We start from the raw sequence: 18,265 nt of genomic DNA, 5'->3' as shown, positions 1-18,265 counted from the left end.
AAGAATCCGTTAATAACATGCCAAGCGTCCTTGTTCTTTGCGTGAGCTGCACTCATTTTCATAAAGGGTACAGGTCTTTTGTTCATTGCGTGATGGGTCGGTGAGGTAAGCGCAGGCTCGCCATTGTTTTCTGAGCTCGGCATTGTTCATCTCAGAAAGGTCTTCTGTCGACGTATCGCAGCCACTTAGGATTAGTGTAAAAAATAGCAGTGCGACAATGCGAACTATGAGCATAAAATTTGTCCAATATGGGGCCACAGAGTAGGACGGTACGACAATACAAAGGTAAGATATCCTGTTATATCTTTGAAAACGTGAAACCGACACTAAGTTTATAACGCTTTCTTATTGTACTGTTTAGTCTAAGTGGTCTTAAATAGGCTTAATACGTTAAGTTTCTTTCCCTAAGTCATCAATGTCAATGAAGTTTTTTTATGATCGAATACCCAACAATAGAGTCCTTGATCGGACAAACACCTTTGGTTCGCTTGCAGCGCATCAATCCTAATCCGAGTAATACTATTTTATTAAAGCTTGAGGGTCAGAATCCTGCTGGGTCTGTTAAAGATCGTCCTGCATTGAACATGATTGTTCAAGCGGAACTTCGCGGCGACATAAAGCCAGGTGATAGCCTGATTGAAGCAACCAGTGGAAATACTGGGATAGCCTTAGCCATGGCAGCGGCAATCAAAGGGTATAAAATGCACCTTATTATGCCCGACAATATGAGCCAAGAGCGCAAGTCTGCGATGACGGCGTATGGTGCTATCTTGCATTTGGTTACAAAAGAAGAAGGCATGGAGCGTGCTCGAGATCTCGCCCAAGAAATGCAAGACCAAGGTGTGGGGGTGGTGTTAAATCAATTTGCTAACCAAGATAACCCTAATGCGCATTACTTAACGACCGGCCCTGAAATTTGGCAACAGACACAAGGGACAATCACGCATTTTGTAAGCTCAATGGGAACAACTGGAACTATCATGGGGGTGTCCACCTATTTGAAAGAGCAAAATAATGCGATTCAAATTGTTGGTTTACAGCCGCAAGACGGTGCCAGTATTCCGGGGATTCGTCGCTGGCCAAAAGAGTATTTACCGACGATTTTTGACGAAACACGAGTGGACACTGTGATGGATGTTTCTCAGCATGACGCAGAAGTCACGATGCGTCGTTTAGCCAAAGAAGAAGGTATTTTTTGTGGTGTTTCTTCTGGTGGGTCGGTTGCGATGGCTATGGCGTTATCTGAACAGTTACAAAATGCAGTCATTGTTGCCATTGTTTGTGATCGTGGGGATCGTTATTTATCAACGGGCGTTTTTGACAGCTGATTTACTTTTGCACGATGTGAGTGTCTGATCCTGCTCGAGAGAGTATGGTGAGCTCGGACATCGTGCAGAGGTCTTGGTATCTTTCACGTATTAAGGAGCGCTTTCGCGTACAGTTCTATCAACAGATGCGATAGAATGGCTGAGCGTATACCTAATACTCAGGAAGAAGAGAGCCTCCTTTGAGAAGAAGAACATCCCCTCGTCGAACACCCAAACCACAACCTATTGGTCCAGTTCAGACCTTTCATGTGGACGGTTTAACCCATGAAGCAAAAGGCGTAGCGCGTCTACAAGGTAAAGTTACGTTTATCGATGGCGCTTTGCCTGGCGAAACCGTGACGGCGCAAGTTACCAAAACCGGTCGCCGTTTCGATGAGGCGATTTTAACGTCTATTATTGACCCCAGTCCCCACCGTGTTGAACCTGCTTGTCCGCATTTTACGGTGTGTGGCGGTTGCAGTTTCCAACATCTATCCGATGAAAAACAGCTTGCCGCCAAACAAGATTGGTTGAAGGGGCAGTTGCGTAATCTGATAATCACCCAAGAACTTGAACCCTTGTCTGATGCTCCTTTTGGTTATCGTCGTCGTGCTCGTATTGCGATCGATCGCATTAAAGGGGATATTGTATTGGGCTTTCGAGGTAAAGCGTCCAGTGATATTGTTTCCATCAGTCAATGTGTTGTATTGACGGATGGGTTGCAAAAGGTTTTTTTAGCGTTGAAAAATACCTTAGTAAACGATGAATTGGCGGGCGCGTTGGGGCACATTGAGTTGCTTGAAGACACGAAGGGCGTGTCTGTTTTATTTCGACTAACAGTGTCGATATCAGAAACACTTGAAGCCGCTTGGGATGCATGGGCCGAAAAAGAACGCATTGCCTTGTATTGGCAAGCACCAAAAGCGAGCAAAGCTGAAGTCGCAATAGCAAAAATGCGTCATTATGATCTTGGTGATTTGACGTTGAGTTATCATCCTCAAGATTTTATTCAAATCAATGCCAGTATGAATCAAAAAATGGTCGCTCAGGCCATGGATTGGCTACGTCCAAATAAGCAAGACACCGTGTTGGATTTGTTTTGTGGAGTGGGGAACTTTTCTTTGCCGTTAGCGCAACAGGCAGAGTCTGTTATTGGTGTTGAAGTTCAAGACAGTATGGTGGTTGCCGCGCGGGAAAATGCACGTTTAAATGGTTTGGATAATGCGCAGTTTATTGCAGCGGATTTAACCAAGCCGGTTAACCAGGAACTTTTTAAGACCAAGATAACCAAAGTGTTGTTGGATCCACCTCGTGCTGGGGCGTTTGAGTTTTTAGATAGTGTAATAAAAATAGGACCAACACAAATATTGTATGTTTCTTGCAATGCTTCTACTTTAGCAAGGGATGCCGAGTATTTAGTTGCAAAAGGATATCGTGTTGAGCGAGTCAGTTTGATGGATATGTTTCCTCAAACGTCTCATGTAGAAACCATGATGTTGCTGCACAAAAAGAAGTAAATTGAAGGGCGGATAAATGGTAACGGTAAGAAAAGATCACCCTGTTTTAGAGGATGGTAGTGTCGATATTGACGCATGGATGGGGCATTTTGCGCACTTGATTGACGACAGTACGCGGGTTCCATTGCGTATGGCCTGTGAGTTGGCTCGTCAAGCTGAATTGCAATGTGCTAGACCTTCCTATTGGGGAGCGCAAGCAAGTACTTTTCGTGCTGGACTGGAAATGGTCGAGATTTTATCCGGTTTTCGTGCTGACCAAGATTCCTTGGTGGCCGCAGCGCTTTATCGTGCCGTCCGAGAAGATCAGCTGCCTATTTCTCGTGTAACCGATATGTTTGGCCGCAAGGTGGCTTTGATTATCGAAGGCGTAATTAAAATGGGCGAAGTGTCCAAGAACCTGACCGCCGATACCGCGGCCGAGGTGCTTGGTAGCAGCGAAAATCAATTAGAGTCACTGCGAAAAATGCTGGTCTCTATCATCGATGATGTTCGTGTTGTGTTGATAAAGCTAGCCGAACGCGCGTGTGCGATTAAAGAGGCTAAACACCAAAGTGAAGAGCGACGCGTTGCTGTCGCATTAGAAGTTCAAAGTGTCTACGCTCCTTTGGCTCATCGACTTGGTATTGGTCATATCAAATGGGAATTGGAAGATTTATCTTTTCGTTACCTTTATCCTTCAGACTATAAACGCATTGCAACATGGTTGGATGAAAAGCGTTTAGATCGTCAGCAATACATTGATGATGTGATTAAGCTTCTAGACGAGCGGCTTAAAGCCATTAACATTCATGCAGACTTAATGGGACGAGCAAAGCACATCTACAGTATCTGGCGCAAAATGAAGCGCAAGAACATTGGCTTTGATGAGGTGTATGACGTACGTGCGGTACGTATTTTGGTGGACGAACCCATGGAATGCTATGGCGTACTTGGCGTGGTTCATAATTTATGGCGGCCCATTCCTCAAGAGTTTGATGACTACATCAGTAACCCCAAATCAAACGGTTATCAGTCTTTGCATACGGCTGTCATTGGTCCTCAAGGGCGGGCTCTTGAGATACAAATTCGTACTCATAAAATGCATGAAGATGCCGAGCTTGGTGTTTGCGCGCATTGGAAATACAAAGGAACCGATTTAAGTTCCAACAGCACCAGCTATGAAGAAAAGCTGCAATGGCTAAGAACCATTTTAGACTTTCATGAAGTCCAAGGGGATTTGGAGTCGCTGTCGGAGCAAGTTCGTAGCGATATCGAACAAGACCGCATTTATGTCTTCACGCCAGATGGGCATGTAGTGGATTTGCCCATTAATGCAACGCCTGTGGACTTCGCATATCGAGTTCATACTGAGATTGGGCATCGCTGTCGTGGCGCGAAAGTGAATGGCAAAATTATTTCTTTGGTCACGCATTTAAAAACGGGTGACAAGGTTGAAATCTTAACCACGAAAAGAAGGTGGGCCTAGCCGAGATTGGCTGCATCCGACACTGGGTTACGTTCAGACTAACCGTGCACGCGCCAAAATCCAAAACTGGTTTAGAAAAGAAGACCGTGAGAAAAACTTAGAAGCCGGTAAACAGCTTTTGGACAAACAGCTGAAACGGCTTGGCCTTGAAGATAATCGTATTGATCTTCAAGCCATTTCATCCCGTTTTAACTTTTCTTACGCTGACGAAGTGTATGTGGCGTTGGGGGCTGGTGACATTCAGTTAGCGCGTGTACTGCGAGTGATTGATGATTTTTATAATCTCAATGGCGAAACGACACCGACGCGACCTATCCGTTTGAAAAAGAGCCGCCATAAATCATCAGATAATGACATTCATATTCTGGGGGTGGGTAAATTATTAACGCAAATGGCGAAGTGTTGCACCCCCATTCCTGGTGATGACATCGTTGGTTTTATTACTCAAGGGCGCGGCGTTTCTGTCCATAGACAGGACTGTATCAACATCGTTCAGCTAGGGTTGGATGAACCTGAAAGGATCATTGACGTAAGCTGGGGTGAAGAGCTCGATAATCAGTACCCTGTCAATATCCAAGTTGAAGCCTACGATCGAACGGGCTTGCTGAATGACATTACAAGCTTGCTGGCGAATGAGAAAGTCAATTTGTTGTCGATGAATACCTTGTCCGCAAAGGAAAATCATACGGCGAGCATACGCTTCACCATAGAAGTGGGCGAGTTAAGTGTATTGAGCAAATTATTGCACCGTATTAACCAGCTGCCGAATGTCTTAAATGTGTTTAGAGAGAGAGACTTTTGAGTAACGCGATTAGCCAATTGCAATATTTAATGGCGTGTTTGAGAGATGAGCAATTTGGTTGCGCATGGGACAAAAAACAGACGTACAAAAGTATCGCGCCTTATACGCTTGAAGAGGCCTATGAAGTGCTGGATGCTATTGAGCGTGAAGATTTTGAACATTTAAAAGAAGAGCTTGGGGATTTGTTATTCCAAGTGATCTTCTATGCGCAAATGGCCCAAGAAGAGCGGCGTTTTGACTTTAATGATGTGGCTGCAGGGATCGTTGAAAAAATGCTAAGGCGTCACCCTCATGTCTTTCCTGAGGGGGAAATTGCGCGCTTTGGTGAACCCACATCGCTCACCGACGAACAAATTTCAGCGCAATGGCAGCAAATCAAAGCGCAAGAGAAGGGCGATACGCCTAGACAATTATTGGACGATATTCCCGCGTCAATGCCTGCCTTAATGCAAGCGGTTAAGATTCAGAAAAAAGTATCAAAGGTCGGATTTGATTGGGATAACATAGGCCCCGTTTTTAGCAAGATCAGAGAAGAACTTGATGAGCTTGAAGACGCGATAAAAGAACAAGATCGTCCGCATATCGAAGAGGAAATGGGCGATATTTTGTTTGCGATGACCAATTTAGCAAGACACCTGGATGTGTCGCCGGACATCGCGCTGAATAAAACAAATGTAAAGTTCCGTCGACGCTTTGGCCGAATTGAAACGCTTGTGGCGGAACAAAAAAAGTCATTAAACGAGTGTACTTTGGAGGAGCTAGATCGCTATTGGGATCAAGCGAAGCTAGAAGGTCTGTAAATACGGTGTTGTTGTAAAGAATAATAAATGCTTAGTTATGGGCGTGAATGGCAATATTAGGAGGATGAAGTGAGTGATCGACAGGCGTCATTACGTGAAAATGTTAGGTTGCTAGGCGATTGTCTTGGCGAAAGCATGAGTAACCATTTAGGGGATGATTTTCTTGAGAAAGTAGAAAACATTCGATTGCTATCAAAAGATGGGCGTCAATCCGGAGACTCTGCTGCTCTTATTCAGGCCTTGGAAGCATTGGACGATAAAGAAATCGTTCCCGTTGCTCGAGCGTTTAATCAGTTTTTGAATTTATCCAACATTGCAGAACAATATCATCGAGTCCATCGCCGTAGAACCAATGAAAGTTTAGGGGTGTACCATAACCCTGTTGGTGATTTGCTGTCCCGCCTCGATAAACAAAACTTCACCGCCGAGCAAATGCTTGCGTCCTTGCAGTCTCAGTCGATTGAACTGGTTCTTACGGCTCATCCAACCGAAGTAGTGCGTCGCTCTTTGATTCGCAAATACGACAATATTTCCAGCGAATTAGAAGCGCTAGACAAAGACAACATTCTGCCTCTGGAAGAAACCAAACACGTTCGACGCCTAAAAGAAATCATCACTCAAGCTTGGCATACGGATGAGATTCGGGAAGAGCGTCCAACGCCTGTCGATGAAGCGAAGTGGGGTTTTGCCGTTATTGAGCAATCATTGTGGCAAGCCGTGCCCCGTTTTTTTCGTCAGTTAGATGAGCAATTCAGTGTGTTTTCTAAGGACGAAAGATTGCCTTTAGATTTAGCTCCTATCCGTTTCGCGACTTGGATGGGCGGTGACCGAGATGGCAATCCGAATGTGACTCATAAAGTGACCAAAGAGGTGACTTTGTTGGCACGTTGGATGGCCGCAGATTTATATATAAAAGATTTAAACGTGTTGCGCTCCGAATTTTCGATGACGCAATGCAACGCTGCTTTACGTGAGCGTGTTGGTGACAGTGCTCAGCCTTATCGTGAAGTGTTGCGATACCTAGAAAACAAAATGCTGGCGACCAAAAATTGGGCAAAAGCGTGTCTAGACGGAAAACCTATTCCGGAAGACGATATCTTTCTGGATGCGCAAGAGCTCACTGACGATCTGATTTTGTGTTATCAGTCGTTATTAGATTGCGGTATGAAAGTCATAGCAAATGGGTCGTTATTGGATTTGATTCGTTGTGCTGCGACGTTTGGAGCTACCTTGGTGCGTCTGGACGTACGACAAGATGCGTCTCGTCACATTGATGCCTTATCAGCGATTACTCGCTTTTATGGATTGGGTGATTATGCCGAGTGGGATGAAGCATCTCGTCAGGCTTTCTTGTTGACGGAGCTGAACTCAAAGCGACCACTTTTGCCGATGGAATGGACACCAACCGCTGAAGTAAAAGAGGTGTTGGACACCTTTAGTATGATTTCTAAGGGGCAGCAAAACTCTTTTGGCTCTTATGTTATCTCCATGGCCAGTGCGCCTTCTGATGTATTGGCTGTTGCGTTGATGTTAAAAGAGTCAGGCGTCAGCTTCCCTATGCGTATTGTGCCTCTGTTCGAGACATTGGCTGATTTGGACAACGCAGAACCTATCATTGAGCAATTATTCTCTTTGCCTTGGTATAAAGCCTACATCAATGGTCGCCAAGAGGTGATGATTGGCTATTCTGATTCCGCCAAAGACGCAGGGCAAATCGCCGCAACATGGGGTCAATATCGCGCTCAAGAAGCCTTAACGCGGCTATGTAAGAAACACGGTATTCATCTGACCTTGTTCCATGGTCGTGGTGGTACTGTGGGTCGTGGCGGCGGTCCAGCACATGTGGCTATTTTGTCTCAGCCGCCAGGTTCGGTGAATGGGGCGATTCGAGTGACCGAACAGGGTGAAATGATTCGCTTTAAATTCGGTATTCCTGATATTGCGGTACGTTCTTTGGAGTTGTATTGCTCTGCGGTTATGGAGGCGTCTTTGATTCCGGCTGAACCGCCGAAAGAAGAGTGGCGTGCCATTATGGATGAAATGGCCGAAGTGGGGATGAATCAATATCGATCTATTGTCCGCGGTCATGATGATTTTGTACCTTATTTCAGGGCGACGACACCAGAACAAGAATTAGCAAAATTGCCATTGGGGTCGCGCCCTGCGCGCAGACGCTCTGATGGCGGGGTGGAAAGCTTACGAGCTATACCTTGGATTTTTGCATGGATGCAGATTCGCCTTATGCTACCGGCATGGTTGGGTGCTGAAAGTGCACTCCAGCAAGGTGTAGAGTCTGGGAATTTAGAAAAGCTCAGAGAAATGCACAAAAAATGGCCATTCTTTGGGGCGTATTTGGATATGCTCGACATGGTCTTGGCCAAGGCTGAGCCGGAAATTGCTGAGTACTATGAAAAGCGCCTAGTAGGAGAAGAGCTTCAAGGGTTAGGGCGTTTGTTGCGAGCCAAGTTGAAACAGGTGAGTGATTTGGTCAAAATGCTTAAGAAACAAGAGCGACTGATTGAAGACAATAAAACCATTCGCCAATCGATAGATGTGCGTAACCCTTACATTGATCCTCTGCATTATTTGCAAGCTGAACTTTTATACCGCAGTCGCAAAGATGAGGAAAATGCCGAGGTGAATAAGGCATTAATGATCACGATGGCGGGCATTGCAAGTGGTATGCAAAATACAGGCTAATTGCAAATATGGTTGATAAATGCCCAGTATGGGTAAGAAAATGATAAAAAAAGGCACGTAAATTTGCATAAAGGATGGCTGCTTGGGTATGCTTGGCGGCCATTCAATTTTTTAGTATGCAAATGGTTTGACCTTTCATTGTGCTGCCGTGCAAATTGCACGTCGATGGTGCGCTGTGTCGGTCATCCTTGCTTATCAGTTAACGCTGTCTTTTGGAGACGTTTATGCGAGTAATATTATTAGGTGCACCAGGCGCTGGCAAAGGCACTCAAGCTCAATTTATTACAGAAGAGTTTGGTATCCCTCAGATTTCCACTGGCGATATGTTGCGTGCTGCTGTGAAGGCAGGAAGCGAAATGGGCTTGAAAGCAAAAGCGGTAATGGATGCCGGTCAGCTTGTTTCTGATGACATTATTATCGGTTTGGTTAAAGAGCGTTTAACGCAAGAAGATTGTGTTAATGGTGCGCTATTTGATGGCTTCCCTCGTACCATTCCTCAAGCAGATGCGTTAAAAGACGCGGGCGTTAAAATTGATTACGTTGTTGAAATTGATGTTGCTGATGAAGAAATTGTAAAACGCATGAGTGGTCGTCGAGTGCATGAAGCCTCTGGCCGTACTTACCACGTGGTTTACAACCCACCAAAAGTAGAAGGCAAAGATGACGTAACTGGTGAGGATCTTGTTCAGCGTGCTGATGACACAGAAGAAACGGTGCGTTTACGCTTGGGCGTATATCATGATCAAACGGCGCCTTTGATTGGGTATTACCAAGATTGGCTAAAAGCGGACAGCGCTTCTGCGCCTAAGTTTGTGAAAGTGAACGGTATTGGCGATTTGAATGAAATCAAACAAAGCCTGCTAGCGTCACTAAAGGCGTAATTTTTTCATGGCGGTTATTTTAGCTCTTGATACATCAACGCCAGCTTGTTCTGTGGCGTTGAATCTTAATGGCGTCGTGCTGGAAGATTTCCGCATGGCTCCACGTCTACATAATGATTTGATTTTGCCAATGGTGGATCAAATTTTGGCACAGGCTGAAATTACACTGGCTGATGTCGATGCTATCGCATTTGGGCGTGGCCCTGGATCCTTCACGGGATTACGGATCAGTGCAGGTGTGGTGCAGGGGCTTGCTTTTGGCTCTGATCTTCCTGTTATTCCTGTTTCTACCTTGGCTGCTTTATCATTAGAAGGTTTTCAGAAAACGGGTAAAAACAACTGGCTGGCTGCATTGGATGCTCGAATGGGCGAAATTTATTTGGGTGGCTATCACGTCAATAAAGTGGCTGGAAACTATGAAATTCGACCACTGATTGATGAATGTGTGGTGAAACCCGAATCGCTGGTTGCTTTTAACGAGCAGTTTGATGGGATAGGATCTGGCTGGTGTTATGAATCCGTTCTGTCTTCTTTGCTTCCTGACACTCCTGAACATGTCTTGGTTGATTTAGCACCACGTGCCGCGTGTATTGCAGAGCTTGCTTTGTTGAAGTGGCAGCAAGGTGAAGTGGTATCTTCTTATGATGCTATTCCAACGTATTTGCGAGACGAAATTAGTTGGGAGAAACAGGCGCCTCGGATAGGAAAACGTTAGTGTGATTCGCTGGTTCCTAAACCATTTTAGCGGATATTCAAGACGTTATTGAATTCTGATCACTGTCTTGCTCACCTCATTCTTCCCACTCTGTTACTTAGAAGAATGGGTGGTCATTGTCTGGTTTTCCGGTCGTGGCTGTTGGTGCTTTAAAGCCGTTTGAGCACTGTCTATCATATAGCGTGTATGAGCGATGGCGAGAGTTGATGTTGTCGTTAGTCTTAACTGACTATTGCCGTTATCTTTTATTAAACTAGACAAATACCATCAACTTTTTCATTTCTATATCACATGGAATGAGACTGAGTATGGTTGTTTACAATTCATGGTTAGTCATTATTTTTAAATGCTTATTTTTGTATTCCATTTTTAGTTTACGCTTTTAAATTGAATGGCTGATCTACTCTACGATACCCAGTTATTCACATCGTTTTTCTGTATTGATTTTATGAGAGGGCGTCATTGCTTAATTCGATTGCTGTTGCGACAAATGATAAAGCGCTAGTGGCAGAATGCCGCGTGTTGGCAACGTCGCTGAACCTCGATTTTATACTGTTGAAGGAACCCATTAAGTTTGTTTCTCAATATGATTATTTGCTTCTGAAAACATGGGATGGTGTGGCGATTGCAAAGACAGGAAAAGGAGCACCTAAGCCAGTATATGTCGACTTTACATCAGGGGCAGTTGATCATCGCCGTAAATTTGGCGGCGGCAAAGGGCAAGACATAGCGAAAGCGGTTGGTCTAAATAAACGCGCGAATTTATCGGTTTTAGACGCTACGGCTGGATTGGGTCGCGATGCTTTTGTGTTGGCGTGTTTGGGGTGCTCTCTTTCTCTTTGTGAGCGAGTGGGCTTTGTTAGAGCGATGCTAGAGGATGGCTTGTATCGTGCCTCACTTCATGAGGAAGTGGCTGAAATTGTTAACGATATGACGCTGTTAAGCGGTGACATCACTACGATTCCTCCAGGCACTCGGTTTGATGTCGTGTATTTAGACCCAATGTACCCTCACACCGATAAGTCTTCTGCCGCGGCTAAGAAAGAAATGGCTTTTTTTAGAGATCTGATCGGGAAAGACTCAGACGCAGACCAATTACTGCCGTTTGCTTTGTCTATTGCAGAGTATCGAGTGGTAGTGAAGCGCCCTAAAGGCGCTCCTTTTTTGAATGGTTCTGAACCAACGTATCAACTGGAAGGTAAATCAGGGCGATTTGATATTTATGTTTCTAAATCTCTGGACTCTTCCACATCATAAACTTTGTGCATTAATAATGTGGTGGTCGATCGCCATCGTGAATAGGTTGCTGCTGTCGATATGATTCTAGCTGATTACCCAATAACACAAGCTTTTCTTGCATTAGTAACATGTCTTTCTGTTGACTGATAAGCGCTTGATTTAAACTGTCAATTGTATCTTCTTGAAATTGCAGTTTGAATTCCAATTCGTCAATGCGTTGATTGATTTGTGAGGTGTTCATAGATACCTTCTGTGTGTTAACCTTACGAAACTAAATTCGTGCTTTATAAGCGATTCTATACAAATATATGATGCAATTCTTGGTCATGTTCAGTGTAAGAGTGGCGTGAAAATTGCTCTAAAATGAAGATAAGTATTTTACTACTATCTTCTTTAGCTTCACATGGTGATTTCGAAAAGAGTTTAGTAATAATATTTATTTATTCATTTTATGCACTAATACGGAGTCTATTTTTTAGGATAGTCTCTGCTTCACAATAATATTCAATTTAATAAGAGATATATTTTTATGAATGATCATCAGGATAATGTTTCACGTAGTAAAGGGTCTTCTGTTGGTTCCGGTTTATTTTCATTGCGCACGTTTATCGTTAGCCTTGTAATTGCTTTGATTGTGCCTTTACTAATTGCGGGCGTATTGAAAGAAGAGATGGGCGCAAATTTCCTTGTATATTTTGCTTTTATTTTAGTGTCTGTTTATGTTGGTGCTATGGTAAGCCAAGCCAGCTCAACGGGATTTGATTCAGAGTCTGAAGAAGACGAAGATGATGATCGTGAGCAAGGAACGGTTAAATGGTTCAACTCTTCAAAAGGCTTTGGTTTCTTGACGATGGAAAATGGTGATGATGTTTTCGTTCATTACCGTGCGATTCGTGGCCGTGGTCGTCGTTTTCTAGTAGAAGGTCAGCTGGTGCGTTTTTACGTGACAGAGGGCGAGAAAGGTAAGCAAGCAGAAAACGTTTCTATTATTCGCGGTTAATTCTTTACTATATTTATGAGGTGTTTATGGCAACTGTTACGCTAAAAGGAAACCCTTTTGAGACTGTTGGCTCTCTTCCTGCGGTAGGTTCTGCAGCACCAGCGTTTGAGCTGGTAAAAACAGATTTGTCAGTAGCGACGTTGGCAGATTATGCTGGTGCTAAGTTGGTACTGAATATTTTTCCTTCTGTAGACACGCCAACTTGCGCTATGTCTGTTCGTAAATTCAACGAATCTGCGGCGGCATTAAAAGGCGTTAATGTTGTGTGCGTTTCGGCTGACTTGCCTTTTGCAGCAGCGCGCTTTTGTGGTGCAGAAGGTATTGATAATGTTGATACTGGTTCAACATTTCGCTCAACGTTTGGTAAGGATTACGGGCTTGCTTTTGCAAACGGTCCTCTTGCTGGGCTTTTGTCACGTTCAGTTGTTATCTTGGATGAGACGGGTTCTGTAATCTACACGGAACAAGTTGCAGAGACGGCTGATGAGCCAGATTACGAAGCCGCTTTGGCTGCTTTAGCGTAATTTCTGAATATAAAAAAGGCCGCTTCTAATAAAATGTAGAAGCGGCCTTTTTTTGTTCTTGAAATCGCTTTTTGCAGTGCGAGGCTGGACGTGTTTAGTCTTTTTGTACAGGAATCGTGTTGGTTGTTCTTTCTACCGTGTTATCTTTGTTTAAATAAACTAACTTTGGCTTGAACTCGTCGGCTTCTGCTTCGTTCATTTGTCCATAAGCGGCAATAATGACACGGTCACCCACTTGCACTTTTCTTGCTGCCGCACCGTTCATTGAAATGGTGCCTGAGCCAGCTTCTGCAAGAATTACGTAGGTGTGAAAGCGCTCTCCGTTATCCACGTTGTAAATGTCTATCTGTTCAAATTCTCTAAAGCCAGCAAGCTCTACAAGGTCTTTATCAATGGCGCAAGAACCGTCATACCAAAGCTCTGCTTGGGTGACGCTGGCCATGTGAAGCTTGCCTTTGAGAAGTGTAATTTGCATGTAAATGTCTCTCTTAATCTTTCTGTTTTGCTATTTTTATCAATGTGGAAGGTTAGTTCCAAATAAAAGGGCCTTCTTCGTGGCTATTGATTCGCCACCATTGGTCTGGGTCCTGTTCGCCTTCTTCTTCCCATCCTTGAAAGTTACACCGCACCTCGCAATTTAGTGCGTTAAACGCTTGTTTTGCGCAGGCAATGTCATTTTCCCAAGGGGTTTGGTCGGAGTTAAACCAAATAGAGGTGAATCGCTTTCCTGCAGCTTGTTCTAAAATTGTGACTTCGACATCATGGTCATTCATTATTACTGTTACTTTAGAACACAGAGAAGAAGGCGCGCTTTTTTTAACAAGAGTAAAGGTGCTTTCTAGCCAATTGATGATCTTCTCTGTCGGGCAAGACAATACATATATTTCGATATCCGTTTGCATCGTTCTAATCCTTCTTTTTAATCATGTGATAAATTCGCAGAACACTCATGGATAGGTAACCTATTAATGTCCATAACACGCCACAACCTGCAAGGATGAGCCCAAACAATGCGATGATTTCTTGGGCCAACGATTCTGCGATAACGCGGTCAGCCACCATAAGCATTAGCACGCCAAAGACAAACACCAATCCACCTTGGATCATTTTTATTAAGGCCTGTCTTGGGTTATTTCCCAGTTTCATGGCCGCTTTGTGTATGATGTTTCTCATTTTGCGTGGCTTTTTCGTATCGGTTTATGGGGTGTTTTGCTCTACATTCGTAAAAAGGTTTTCTAGTATTCGAGTGTAGATTGTTGAAAGGTGATTTAAGCTCTCTGCGTCCACACATTCATTAATTTGGTGAATCGTAGCGTTAATTGGACCAAGCTCTACCACTTGGGTTCCCATTTTTGCAATGAATCGACCATCTGACGTTCCGCCAGAAGTGGACAGCTCTGGGGTAATGTTTACTGTGGATTGAACGGCGTCAACAATGGCATCGACTAGTTCACCGGGTCGAGTCAAGAATGGTAGGCCATTGTAGGTCCATTCGATGTCATAGCGTAAATTGTGTTTATCTAGGATGTCCATGACACGAACTTTAAGCGCATCAAAGTCTAATTCAGACGAAAAACGGAAGTTAAACTGCGCATTCAGTTTACCTGGGACAACATTGGTTGCCCCTGTTCCTGATTGAATGTTGGACACTTGGAAGCTGGTAGGGGGAAAAAGTCATTTCCGTTATCCCAGTGAGCATTGGCCATCTCAGCAAGCGCTGGCGCTGCTAGGTGAATGGGGTTTTCCGCCAAGTGAGGGTAAGCAACATGCCCCTGTTTGCCGTAGACTGTCAAGTCGCCACTGAATGAGCCGCGGCGGCCATTTTTTATGATATCGCCTAATGTTTTTGTACTGGATGGTTCGCCGACAATGCACCAGTCAATTTTTTCGTTTCGTTCCATAAGGGCATCCACAACACGAGTGGTGCCATCAACAAATGGGCCTTCTTCATCGCTTGTGATTAGAAAGGATATCTGGCCTTGGTGATCGGGGTGTTTCGCAACAAAATTTTCAGCGGCTGTCACCATGGCTGCTAAACTGCCTTTCATGTCTGCTGCTCCGCGTCCATATAATATGCCATCTACGATGGCGGGTGAGAACGGCGGTATTTTCCATTCGGATTCAGGCCCTGTTGGAACAACATCTGTGTGGCCAGCAAAGCAGAGGTTTGGCCCTGATGTGCCGCGTTTTGCATAGAAGTTTTTAACCTCGCCAAAAGGCATGAGTTCGATCTCAAAACCAATGTTTTTTAATCGTTCTATCATGAAGTCTTGGCAGCCAGCGTCTTCTGGTGTGACAGAGGGACGAGAAATAAGATCTAGGGCAAGTTTTAGGGTGGGGGACAAGTCAGACATTCTTTACCTTTGTATTGGATTTCGCTACCTTATGGAAGATTCTGTTACTATAACAGGAGATTCAAATTAAGGTGGGGTTATGAAGTTAGGTGTCATTGTTTTTTTAGGGTTGATTTCCACTGGTTGTAGCCTTTTTCAGCAACCTGTTATTCAAGAATCTTATTTTGTCCCTGTTATTCGCTCGGATGTTTCTTCTTCTGGCTATACACCAACTGTGGCACCGATGACTCAGAGAAAAGAAACCCCTCGCATTTACACACCTGTACTGCGTTAGTGGATCAACCTAAAGCAATTTTTGGCTATATTCCTCTGCATTAAAGCCCAGTAAAATGGACTCTTTAAACGTGATGAGAGGTCGCTTAATAATCGAGGGTTGAGCCAACATAATTTGGATGGCGCTGTTGTTATCCATTGTATTTTTGACGTCTTCTTCTAATTTACGCCATGTTGTTCCGCGTTTATTGATGACATTTTCCCAGCCAAGTTGTTCAAGCCATGCTTTTGCTTGCGCTTCGTTAACGCCTTCTTTTTTATAGTCGTGAAACGAATAGTCAAGGTTGTTGTCATCTAGCCAACGAAAGGCTTTTTTCATGGTATCGCAGTTTTTAATGCCATATATTTCAATCATTTTATTTCCCCGCAATGCGCCACTTTGAAAAGGTTCAAAATGGCGCTTGTTGGTTCTTGGTACTGAATTAGTTGTGAGCGTGCAACGCCTCGTTTAATTCGATGGCGGTTTTGTTTGTTTTGCACTCAATCGCGCCCGTTGAAGAGTTGCGACGGAATAGAAGGTCTGATTGACCAGACAAGTCACGCGCTTTCACTGTAGAAACAACTTGGTTGTTTTCATCAAGAACGGCCACTTTAGAACCCGCTGTAATATACAGACCAGATTCAATAATACAACGATCACCAAGACCGATTCCGATACCCGCATTGGCGCCAATTAGGCATTTTTCACCAACTGCAATGACAATGTTGCCACCACCAGATAAAGTTCCCATTGTCGAGCAACCGCCGCCAAGGTCAGAGCCATTTCCTACAACAACACCCGCAGAAATACGGCCTTCAACCATGCTGTTACCTAGTGTGCCAGCATTAAAGTTGACAAAACCTTCGTGCATCACGGTTGTGCCTTCGGCTAAATGTGCGCCTAAGCGTACTCGTGCTGCGTCGCCTACACGAATGCCAGTAGGAACGATGAAATTAAGCATTTTAGGGAATTTATCAACGCTAAAGACCTCGATTGTGCGGCCTTCCATGCGTGCGCTTAACTGACGATCTGCCAATTCACGAACATCAATAGGACCTTCGCTTGTCCAAGCGGTATTGATCAACAAGCCGAACATGCCATCCAACACGGTGTTGTGTGGTTGAACAAGGCGGTGAGAGATTAGCTGAAGCTTTAGATAGACTTCAGCTGGGTTGCTTGGCACTTCGTCGGTCGCAAGCACACATAGAATCACAGGTTTTGTCGAGGCTTTTAGGCGCGAGGCAAGCTCTGCTTGCTCAATGTTGCCTGCTTTTAAAAGGCTCATGTGAAGACGGTTCAAGTCACCTTCGTCTAATACGATGGTGCTGTTTCCACCTTCATAATTGGTGCTTTCCAGAAGTGCATCTTGTGTGCTTTTTTCAACATTAAGGCTCGGTGTCGGGTAGAAAACCTCTAGCCAGTTGCCTTCTTTGTTTTGTGCTCCGATGCCTAGACCGAATGCGAAAATGGTATTGCTCATGTGTGCTCTCCAACTGAGTTGTCTAACTAAAATTTGGTAATTATCTGCGGCTTAAGAAATTCCGGATTCTTTTGGCGGCCTCAACACATTCAGACTCTTCTGCAACGAGCGCCATTCTTACGTGGTGGCTGCCAGGGTTGTTGCCGTTGTCTTCTCTGCCTAAATAGCTGCCTGGTAGAACTAAAACCGATTCTTCTTGATACAGCAAAGTGCAAAAGTCTTCGTCTGTCATAGTAAGTTCAGGCCACAGGTAAAACCCGGCTTCGGGTTTTGAAATGGGCATGACGGGGGACAGTATTTCTAATACAGAGTCAAATTTGCGAGTGTAAATTTCACGATTTTTAATGACAGTGTTCTTCATCATTCCAAGCGGCAATGGATGCGTCTTGGTGGTGTATTGGCATTGCGCAGCCTTGGTATGTTCTATACAGCAAAAACGGCTTAAGAATAGTCGCATCACCAGCGACAAAGCCGGATCTTAAGCCTGGCAGGTTAGAGCGTTTGGACAGCGACTGGAAGATAAGGCAATGCTTGTACGTGGTGTGACCAAGTTGCTGGCATGCTTCTAATAAGCCCAGAGGTGCTTGTTCCCCAAAATAAATTTCTGAATAGCACTCATCAGCAACAATGGTAAAGTTAAACGCTTGTGCTTTTTCGATAAGGTAGGCGTATTCCTCTAGGGTGGTAATACTGCCACTTGGGTTATTAGGAGAGCACACAAACAGTACTTCGCAGCGCTGCCATGTCTCATCGCTTACTTGTTGGTAGTCGACTTTATAGTTCGTTTCTGAGCCGCAAGGCAAAAAGTGTAGGTCAGCACCCGCAAGAATGCCGGCTCCTTCATAAATTTGGTAAAACGGATTTGGGCTGACGACAAGAGGTTGTTCTTTTTCACCGACTAAGGTCTGCGTGATGGCAAACAATGCTTCACGAGTGCCTGTCACCGGTAATACTTCTGTGTCTGGATTGAGTGCATCCAAATTGAAGCGCTTCATAGCCCATTTGCTAATGGCTTCCCGAAGAGGAAGCTCCCCTTTAGTGCTTGGGTATTTGCTCACGCCACCCAAACTATTGGCGAGTGTTTCAAGCACAATCGCGGGTGCTTCATGCTGAGGTTCGCCAATGGTCAGTTTAATCAGAGGCTTTCTGGATTGGGCGTTAACCCTTCGATCAGCTCAGCAAGCTTCTGGAATGGGTATGGGTGCAAAGAATGTATAAGAGGGTTCAT

At 44.5% G+C, this 18,265-nt stretch carries 17 protein-coding genes and 3 pseudogenes; 11 read left to right on the top strand and 9 right to left on the bottom strand.

The window, feature by feature from the left end; genetic code table 11:
- Positions 1 to 9: 9 nt before the first annotated feature.
- Positions 10 to 234, bottom strand: coding sequence for a hypothetical protein (locus tag N5P32_RS07760; protein WP_265728525.1), 225 nt, complete (start codon positions 232 to 234; stop codon positions 10 to 12).
- A 200-nt stretch (positions 235 to 434) separates the two neighbouring features.
- On the opposite strand from N5P32_RS07760, the gene cysM reads away from it, so the two are divergent.
- The 8 genes and pseudogenes from cysM (at position 435) to N5P32_RS07720 (ending at position 11,444) form a co-directional block, all read left to right on the top strand.
- The gene (gene cysM, locus N5P32_RS07755; protein WP_265728524.1) at positions 435 to 1,328 is read left to right on the top strand and encodes a cysteine synthase CysM; all 894 of its coding nucleotides are present in this window, start codon (positions 435 to 437) and stop codon (positions 1,326 to 1,328) included.
- Positions 1,329 to 1,507: 179 nt separating this feature from the next.
- Complete coding sequence (rlmD, locus tag N5P32_RS07750; protein WP_265728523.1) at positions 1,508 to 2,824, top strand: 23S rRNA (uracil(1939)-C(5))-methyltransferase RlmD; 1,317 nt, start codon at positions 1,508 to 1,510, stop codon at positions 2,822 to 2,824.
- A 16-nt stretch (positions 2,825 to 2,840) separates the two neighbouring features.
- Positions 2,841 to 5,091, top strand: a pseudogene (relA, locus tag N5P32_RS07745) (GTP diphosphokinase).
- The gene (mazG, locus tag N5P32_RS07740) at positions 5,088 to 5,891 is read left to right on the top strand and encodes a nucleoside triphosphate pyrophosphohydrolase (protein ID WP_265728522.1); all 804 of its coding nucleotides are present in this window, start codon (positions 5,088 to 5,090) and stop codon (positions 5,889 to 5,891) included. Before relA ends, mazG begins: the two are co-directional and overlap by 4 nt.
- A 69-nt stretch (positions 5,892 to 5,960) precedes the next feature.
- On the top strand, positions 5,961 to 8,591 hold the full coding sequence (ppc, locus tag N5P32_RS07735) for a phosphoenolpyruvate carboxylase (protein WP_265728521.1): 2,631 nt from the start codon (positions 5,961 to 5,963) through the stop codon (positions 8,589 to 8,591).
- Between the two features lie 224 nt (positions 8,592 to 8,815).
- Positions 8,816 to 9,472 (top strand): adenylate kinase, encoded by a 657-nt coding sequence (adk, locus tag N5P32_RS07730; RefSeq protein ID WP_265728520.1) that lies wholly within the window; start codon positions 8,816 to 8,818, stop codon positions 9,470 to 9,472.
- 7 nt (positions 9,473 to 9,479) lie between these two features.
- Positions 9,480 to 10,187 (top strand): tRNA (adenosine(37)-N6)-threonylcarbamoyltransferase complex dimerization subunit type 1 TsaB, encoded by a 708-nt coding sequence (gene tsaB / locus N5P32_RS07725; RefSeq protein WP_265728519.1) that lies wholly within the window; start codon positions 9,480 to 9,482, stop codon positions 10,185 to 10,187.
- A gap of 462 nt (positions 10,188 to 10,649) precedes the next feature.
- Positions 10,650 to 11,444, top strand: a complete 795-nt coding sequence (locus tag N5P32_RS07720) for a class I SAM-dependent methyltransferase (protein WP_265728518.1) — start codon at positions 10,650 to 10,652, stop codon at positions 11,442 to 11,444.
- A 10-nt stretch (positions 11,445 to 11,454) separates the two neighbouring features.
- On the opposite strand, the gene N5P32_RS07715 is transcribed toward N5P32_RS07720, so the two are convergent.
- Positions 11,455 to 11,667, bottom strand: a complete 213-nt coding sequence (locus N5P32_RS07715) for a SlyX family protein (RefSeq protein ID WP_265728517.1) — start codon at positions 11,665 to 11,667, stop codon at positions 11,455 to 11,457.
- Positions 11,668 to 11,955: 288 nt separating this feature from the next.
- Here N5P32_RS07715 and N5P32_RS17975 point away from each other — a divergent pair, with 288 nt between their 5' ends.
- Both N5P32_RS17975 and tpx read left to right on the top strand, forming a co-directional pair.
- Positions 11,956 to 12,426: a cold-shock protein gene (locus tag N5P32_RS17975; RefSeq protein ID WP_322783840.1), complete on the top strand. Its 471-nt coding sequence runs from the start codon at positions 11,956 to 11,958 to the stop codon at positions 12,424 to 12,426.
- A gap of 26 nt (positions 12,427 to 12,452) precedes the next feature.
- Positions 12,453 to 12,950: a thiol peroxidase gene (gene tpx, locus N5P32_RS07705; RefSeq protein WP_265728516.1), complete on the top strand. Its 498-nt coding sequence runs from the start codon at positions 12,453 to 12,455 to the stop codon at positions 12,948 to 12,950.
- A 94-nt stretch (positions 12,951 to 13,044) separates the two neighbouring features.
- On the opposite strand, the gene panD is transcribed toward tpx, so the two are convergent.
- The 4 genes and pseudogenes from panD to dapE form a co-directional block, all read right to left on the bottom strand.
- Positions 13,045 to 13,425: an aspartate 1-decarboxylase gene (gene panD / locus N5P32_RS07700; protein WP_265728515.1), complete on the bottom strand. Its 381-nt coding sequence runs from the start codon at positions 13,423 to 13,425 to the stop codon at positions 13,045 to 13,047.
- 52 nt (positions 13,426 to 13,477) lie between these two features.
- Entirely contained in the window at positions 13,478 to 13,852 is a 375-nt protein-coding gene (locus N5P32_RS07695) for a hypothetical protein (RefSeq protein ID WP_265728514.1), read from the bottom strand.
- A 4-nt stretch (positions 13,853 to 13,856) separates the two neighbouring features.
- Positions 13,857 to 14,123 (bottom strand): hypothetical protein, encoded by a 267-nt coding sequence (locus N5P32_RS07690; RefSeq protein WP_265728513.1) that lies wholly within the window; start codon positions 14,121 to 14,123, stop codon positions 13,857 to 13,859.
- Between the two features lie 24 nt (positions 14,124 to 14,147).
- Positions 14,148 to 15,304: pseudogene (gene dapE, locus N5P32_RS07685) on the bottom strand (succinyl-diaminopimelate desuccinylase).
- 79 nt (positions 15,305 to 15,383) lie between these two features.
- Between dapE and N5P32_RS07680 the strand changes: the two are divergent.
- Positions 15,384 to 15,578: a hypothetical protein gene (locus tag N5P32_RS07680; RefSeq protein ID WP_265728512.1), complete on the top strand. Its 195-nt coding sequence runs from the start codon at positions 15,384 to 15,386 to the stop codon at positions 15,576 to 15,578.
- 9 nt (positions 15,579 to 15,587) lie between these two features.
- Here N5P32_RS07680 and N5P32_RS07675 read toward each other — a convergent pair whose 3' ends face one another.
- The 3 genes and pseudogenes from N5P32_RS07675 to dapC form a co-directional block, all read right to left on the bottom strand.
- Positions 15,588 to 15,932 carry an ArsC family reductase gene (locus tag N5P32_RS07675; protein WP_265728511.1) on the bottom strand — a complete coding sequence of 115 codons (345 nt, stop codon included), beginning with the start codon at positions 15,930 to 15,932 and terminating at the stop codon, positions 15,588 to 15,590.
- A gap of 67 nt (positions 15,933 to 15,999) precedes the next feature.
- Positions 16,000 to 17,037, bottom strand: coding sequence for a 2,3,4,5-tetrahydropyridine-2,6-dicarboxylate N-succinyltransferase (gene dapD, locus N5P32_RS07670; protein ID WP_265728510.1), 1,038 nt, complete (start codon positions 17,035 to 17,037; stop codon positions 16,000 to 16,002).
- Between the two features lie 40 nt (positions 17,038 to 17,077).
- Positions 17,078 to 18,265, bottom strand: a pseudogene (gene dapC, locus N5P32_RS07665) (succinyldiaminopimelate transaminase).

The sequence above is a fragment of the Marinomonas pontica genome (assembly GCF_026191375.1).
GTDB lineage: Bacteria > Pseudomonadota > Gammaproteobacteria > Pseudomonadales > Marinomonadaceae > Marinomonas > Marinomonas pontica.
This window is presented reverse-complemented; position numbering and strand designations above follow the sequence as displayed.

What these genes read in the sequence shown, in the direction of transcription:
- N5P32_RS07760 (WP_265728525.1), bottom strand. Translation starts at nt 234, where the DNA reads ATGCTCATAGTTCGCATTGTCGCACTGCTATTTTTTACACTAATCCTA.
- cysM (WP_265728524.1), top strand. Translation starts at nt 435, where the DNA reads ATGATCGAATACCCAACAATAGAGTCCTTGATCGGACAAACACCTTTG.
- adk (WP_265728520.1), top strand. Translation starts at nt 8,816, where the DNA reads ATGCGAGTAATATTATTAGGTGCACCAGGCGCTGGCAAAGGCACTCAA.
- tsaB (WP_265728519.1), top strand. Translation starts at nt 9,480, where the DNA reads ATGGCGGTTATTTTAGCTCTTGATACATCAACGCCAGCTTGTTCTGTG.
- N5P32_RS07715 (WP_265728517.1), bottom strand. Translation starts at nt 11,667, where the DNA reads ATGAACACCTCACAAATCAATCAACGCATTGACGAATTGGAATTCAAA.
- N5P32_RS17975 (WP_322783840.1), top strand. Translation starts at nt 11,956, where the DNA reads ATGAATGATCATCAGGATAATGTTTCACGTAGTAAAGGGTCTTCTGTT.
- tpx (WP_265728516.1), top strand. Translation starts at nt 12,453, where the DNA reads ATGGCAACTGTTACGCTAAAAGGAAACCCTTTTGAGACTGTTGGCTCT.
- panD (WP_265728515.1), bottom strand. Translation starts at nt 13,425, where the DNA reads ATGCAAATTACACTTCTCAAAGGCAAGCTTCACATGGCCAGCGTCACC.
- N5P32_RS07695 (WP_265728514.1), bottom strand. Translation starts at nt 13,852, where the DNA reads ATGCAAACGGATATCGAAATATATGTATTGTCTTGCCCGACAGAGAAG.
- N5P32_RS07690 (WP_265728513.1), bottom strand. Translation starts at nt 14,123, where the DNA reads ATGAGAAACATCATACACAAAGCGGCCATGAAACTGGGAAATAACCCA.
- N5P32_RS07680 (WP_265728512.1), top strand. Translation starts at nt 15,384, where the DNA reads ATGAAGTTAGGTGTCATTGTTTTTTTAGGGTTGATTTCCACTGGTTGT.
- N5P32_RS07675 (WP_265728511.1), bottom strand. Translation starts at nt 15,932, where the DNA reads ATGATTGAAATATATGGCATTAAAAACTGCGATACCATGAAAAAAGCC.
- dapD (WP_265728510.1), bottom strand. Translation starts at nt 17,037, where the DNA reads ATGAGCAATACCATTTTCGCATTCGGTCTAGGCATCGGAGCACAAAAC.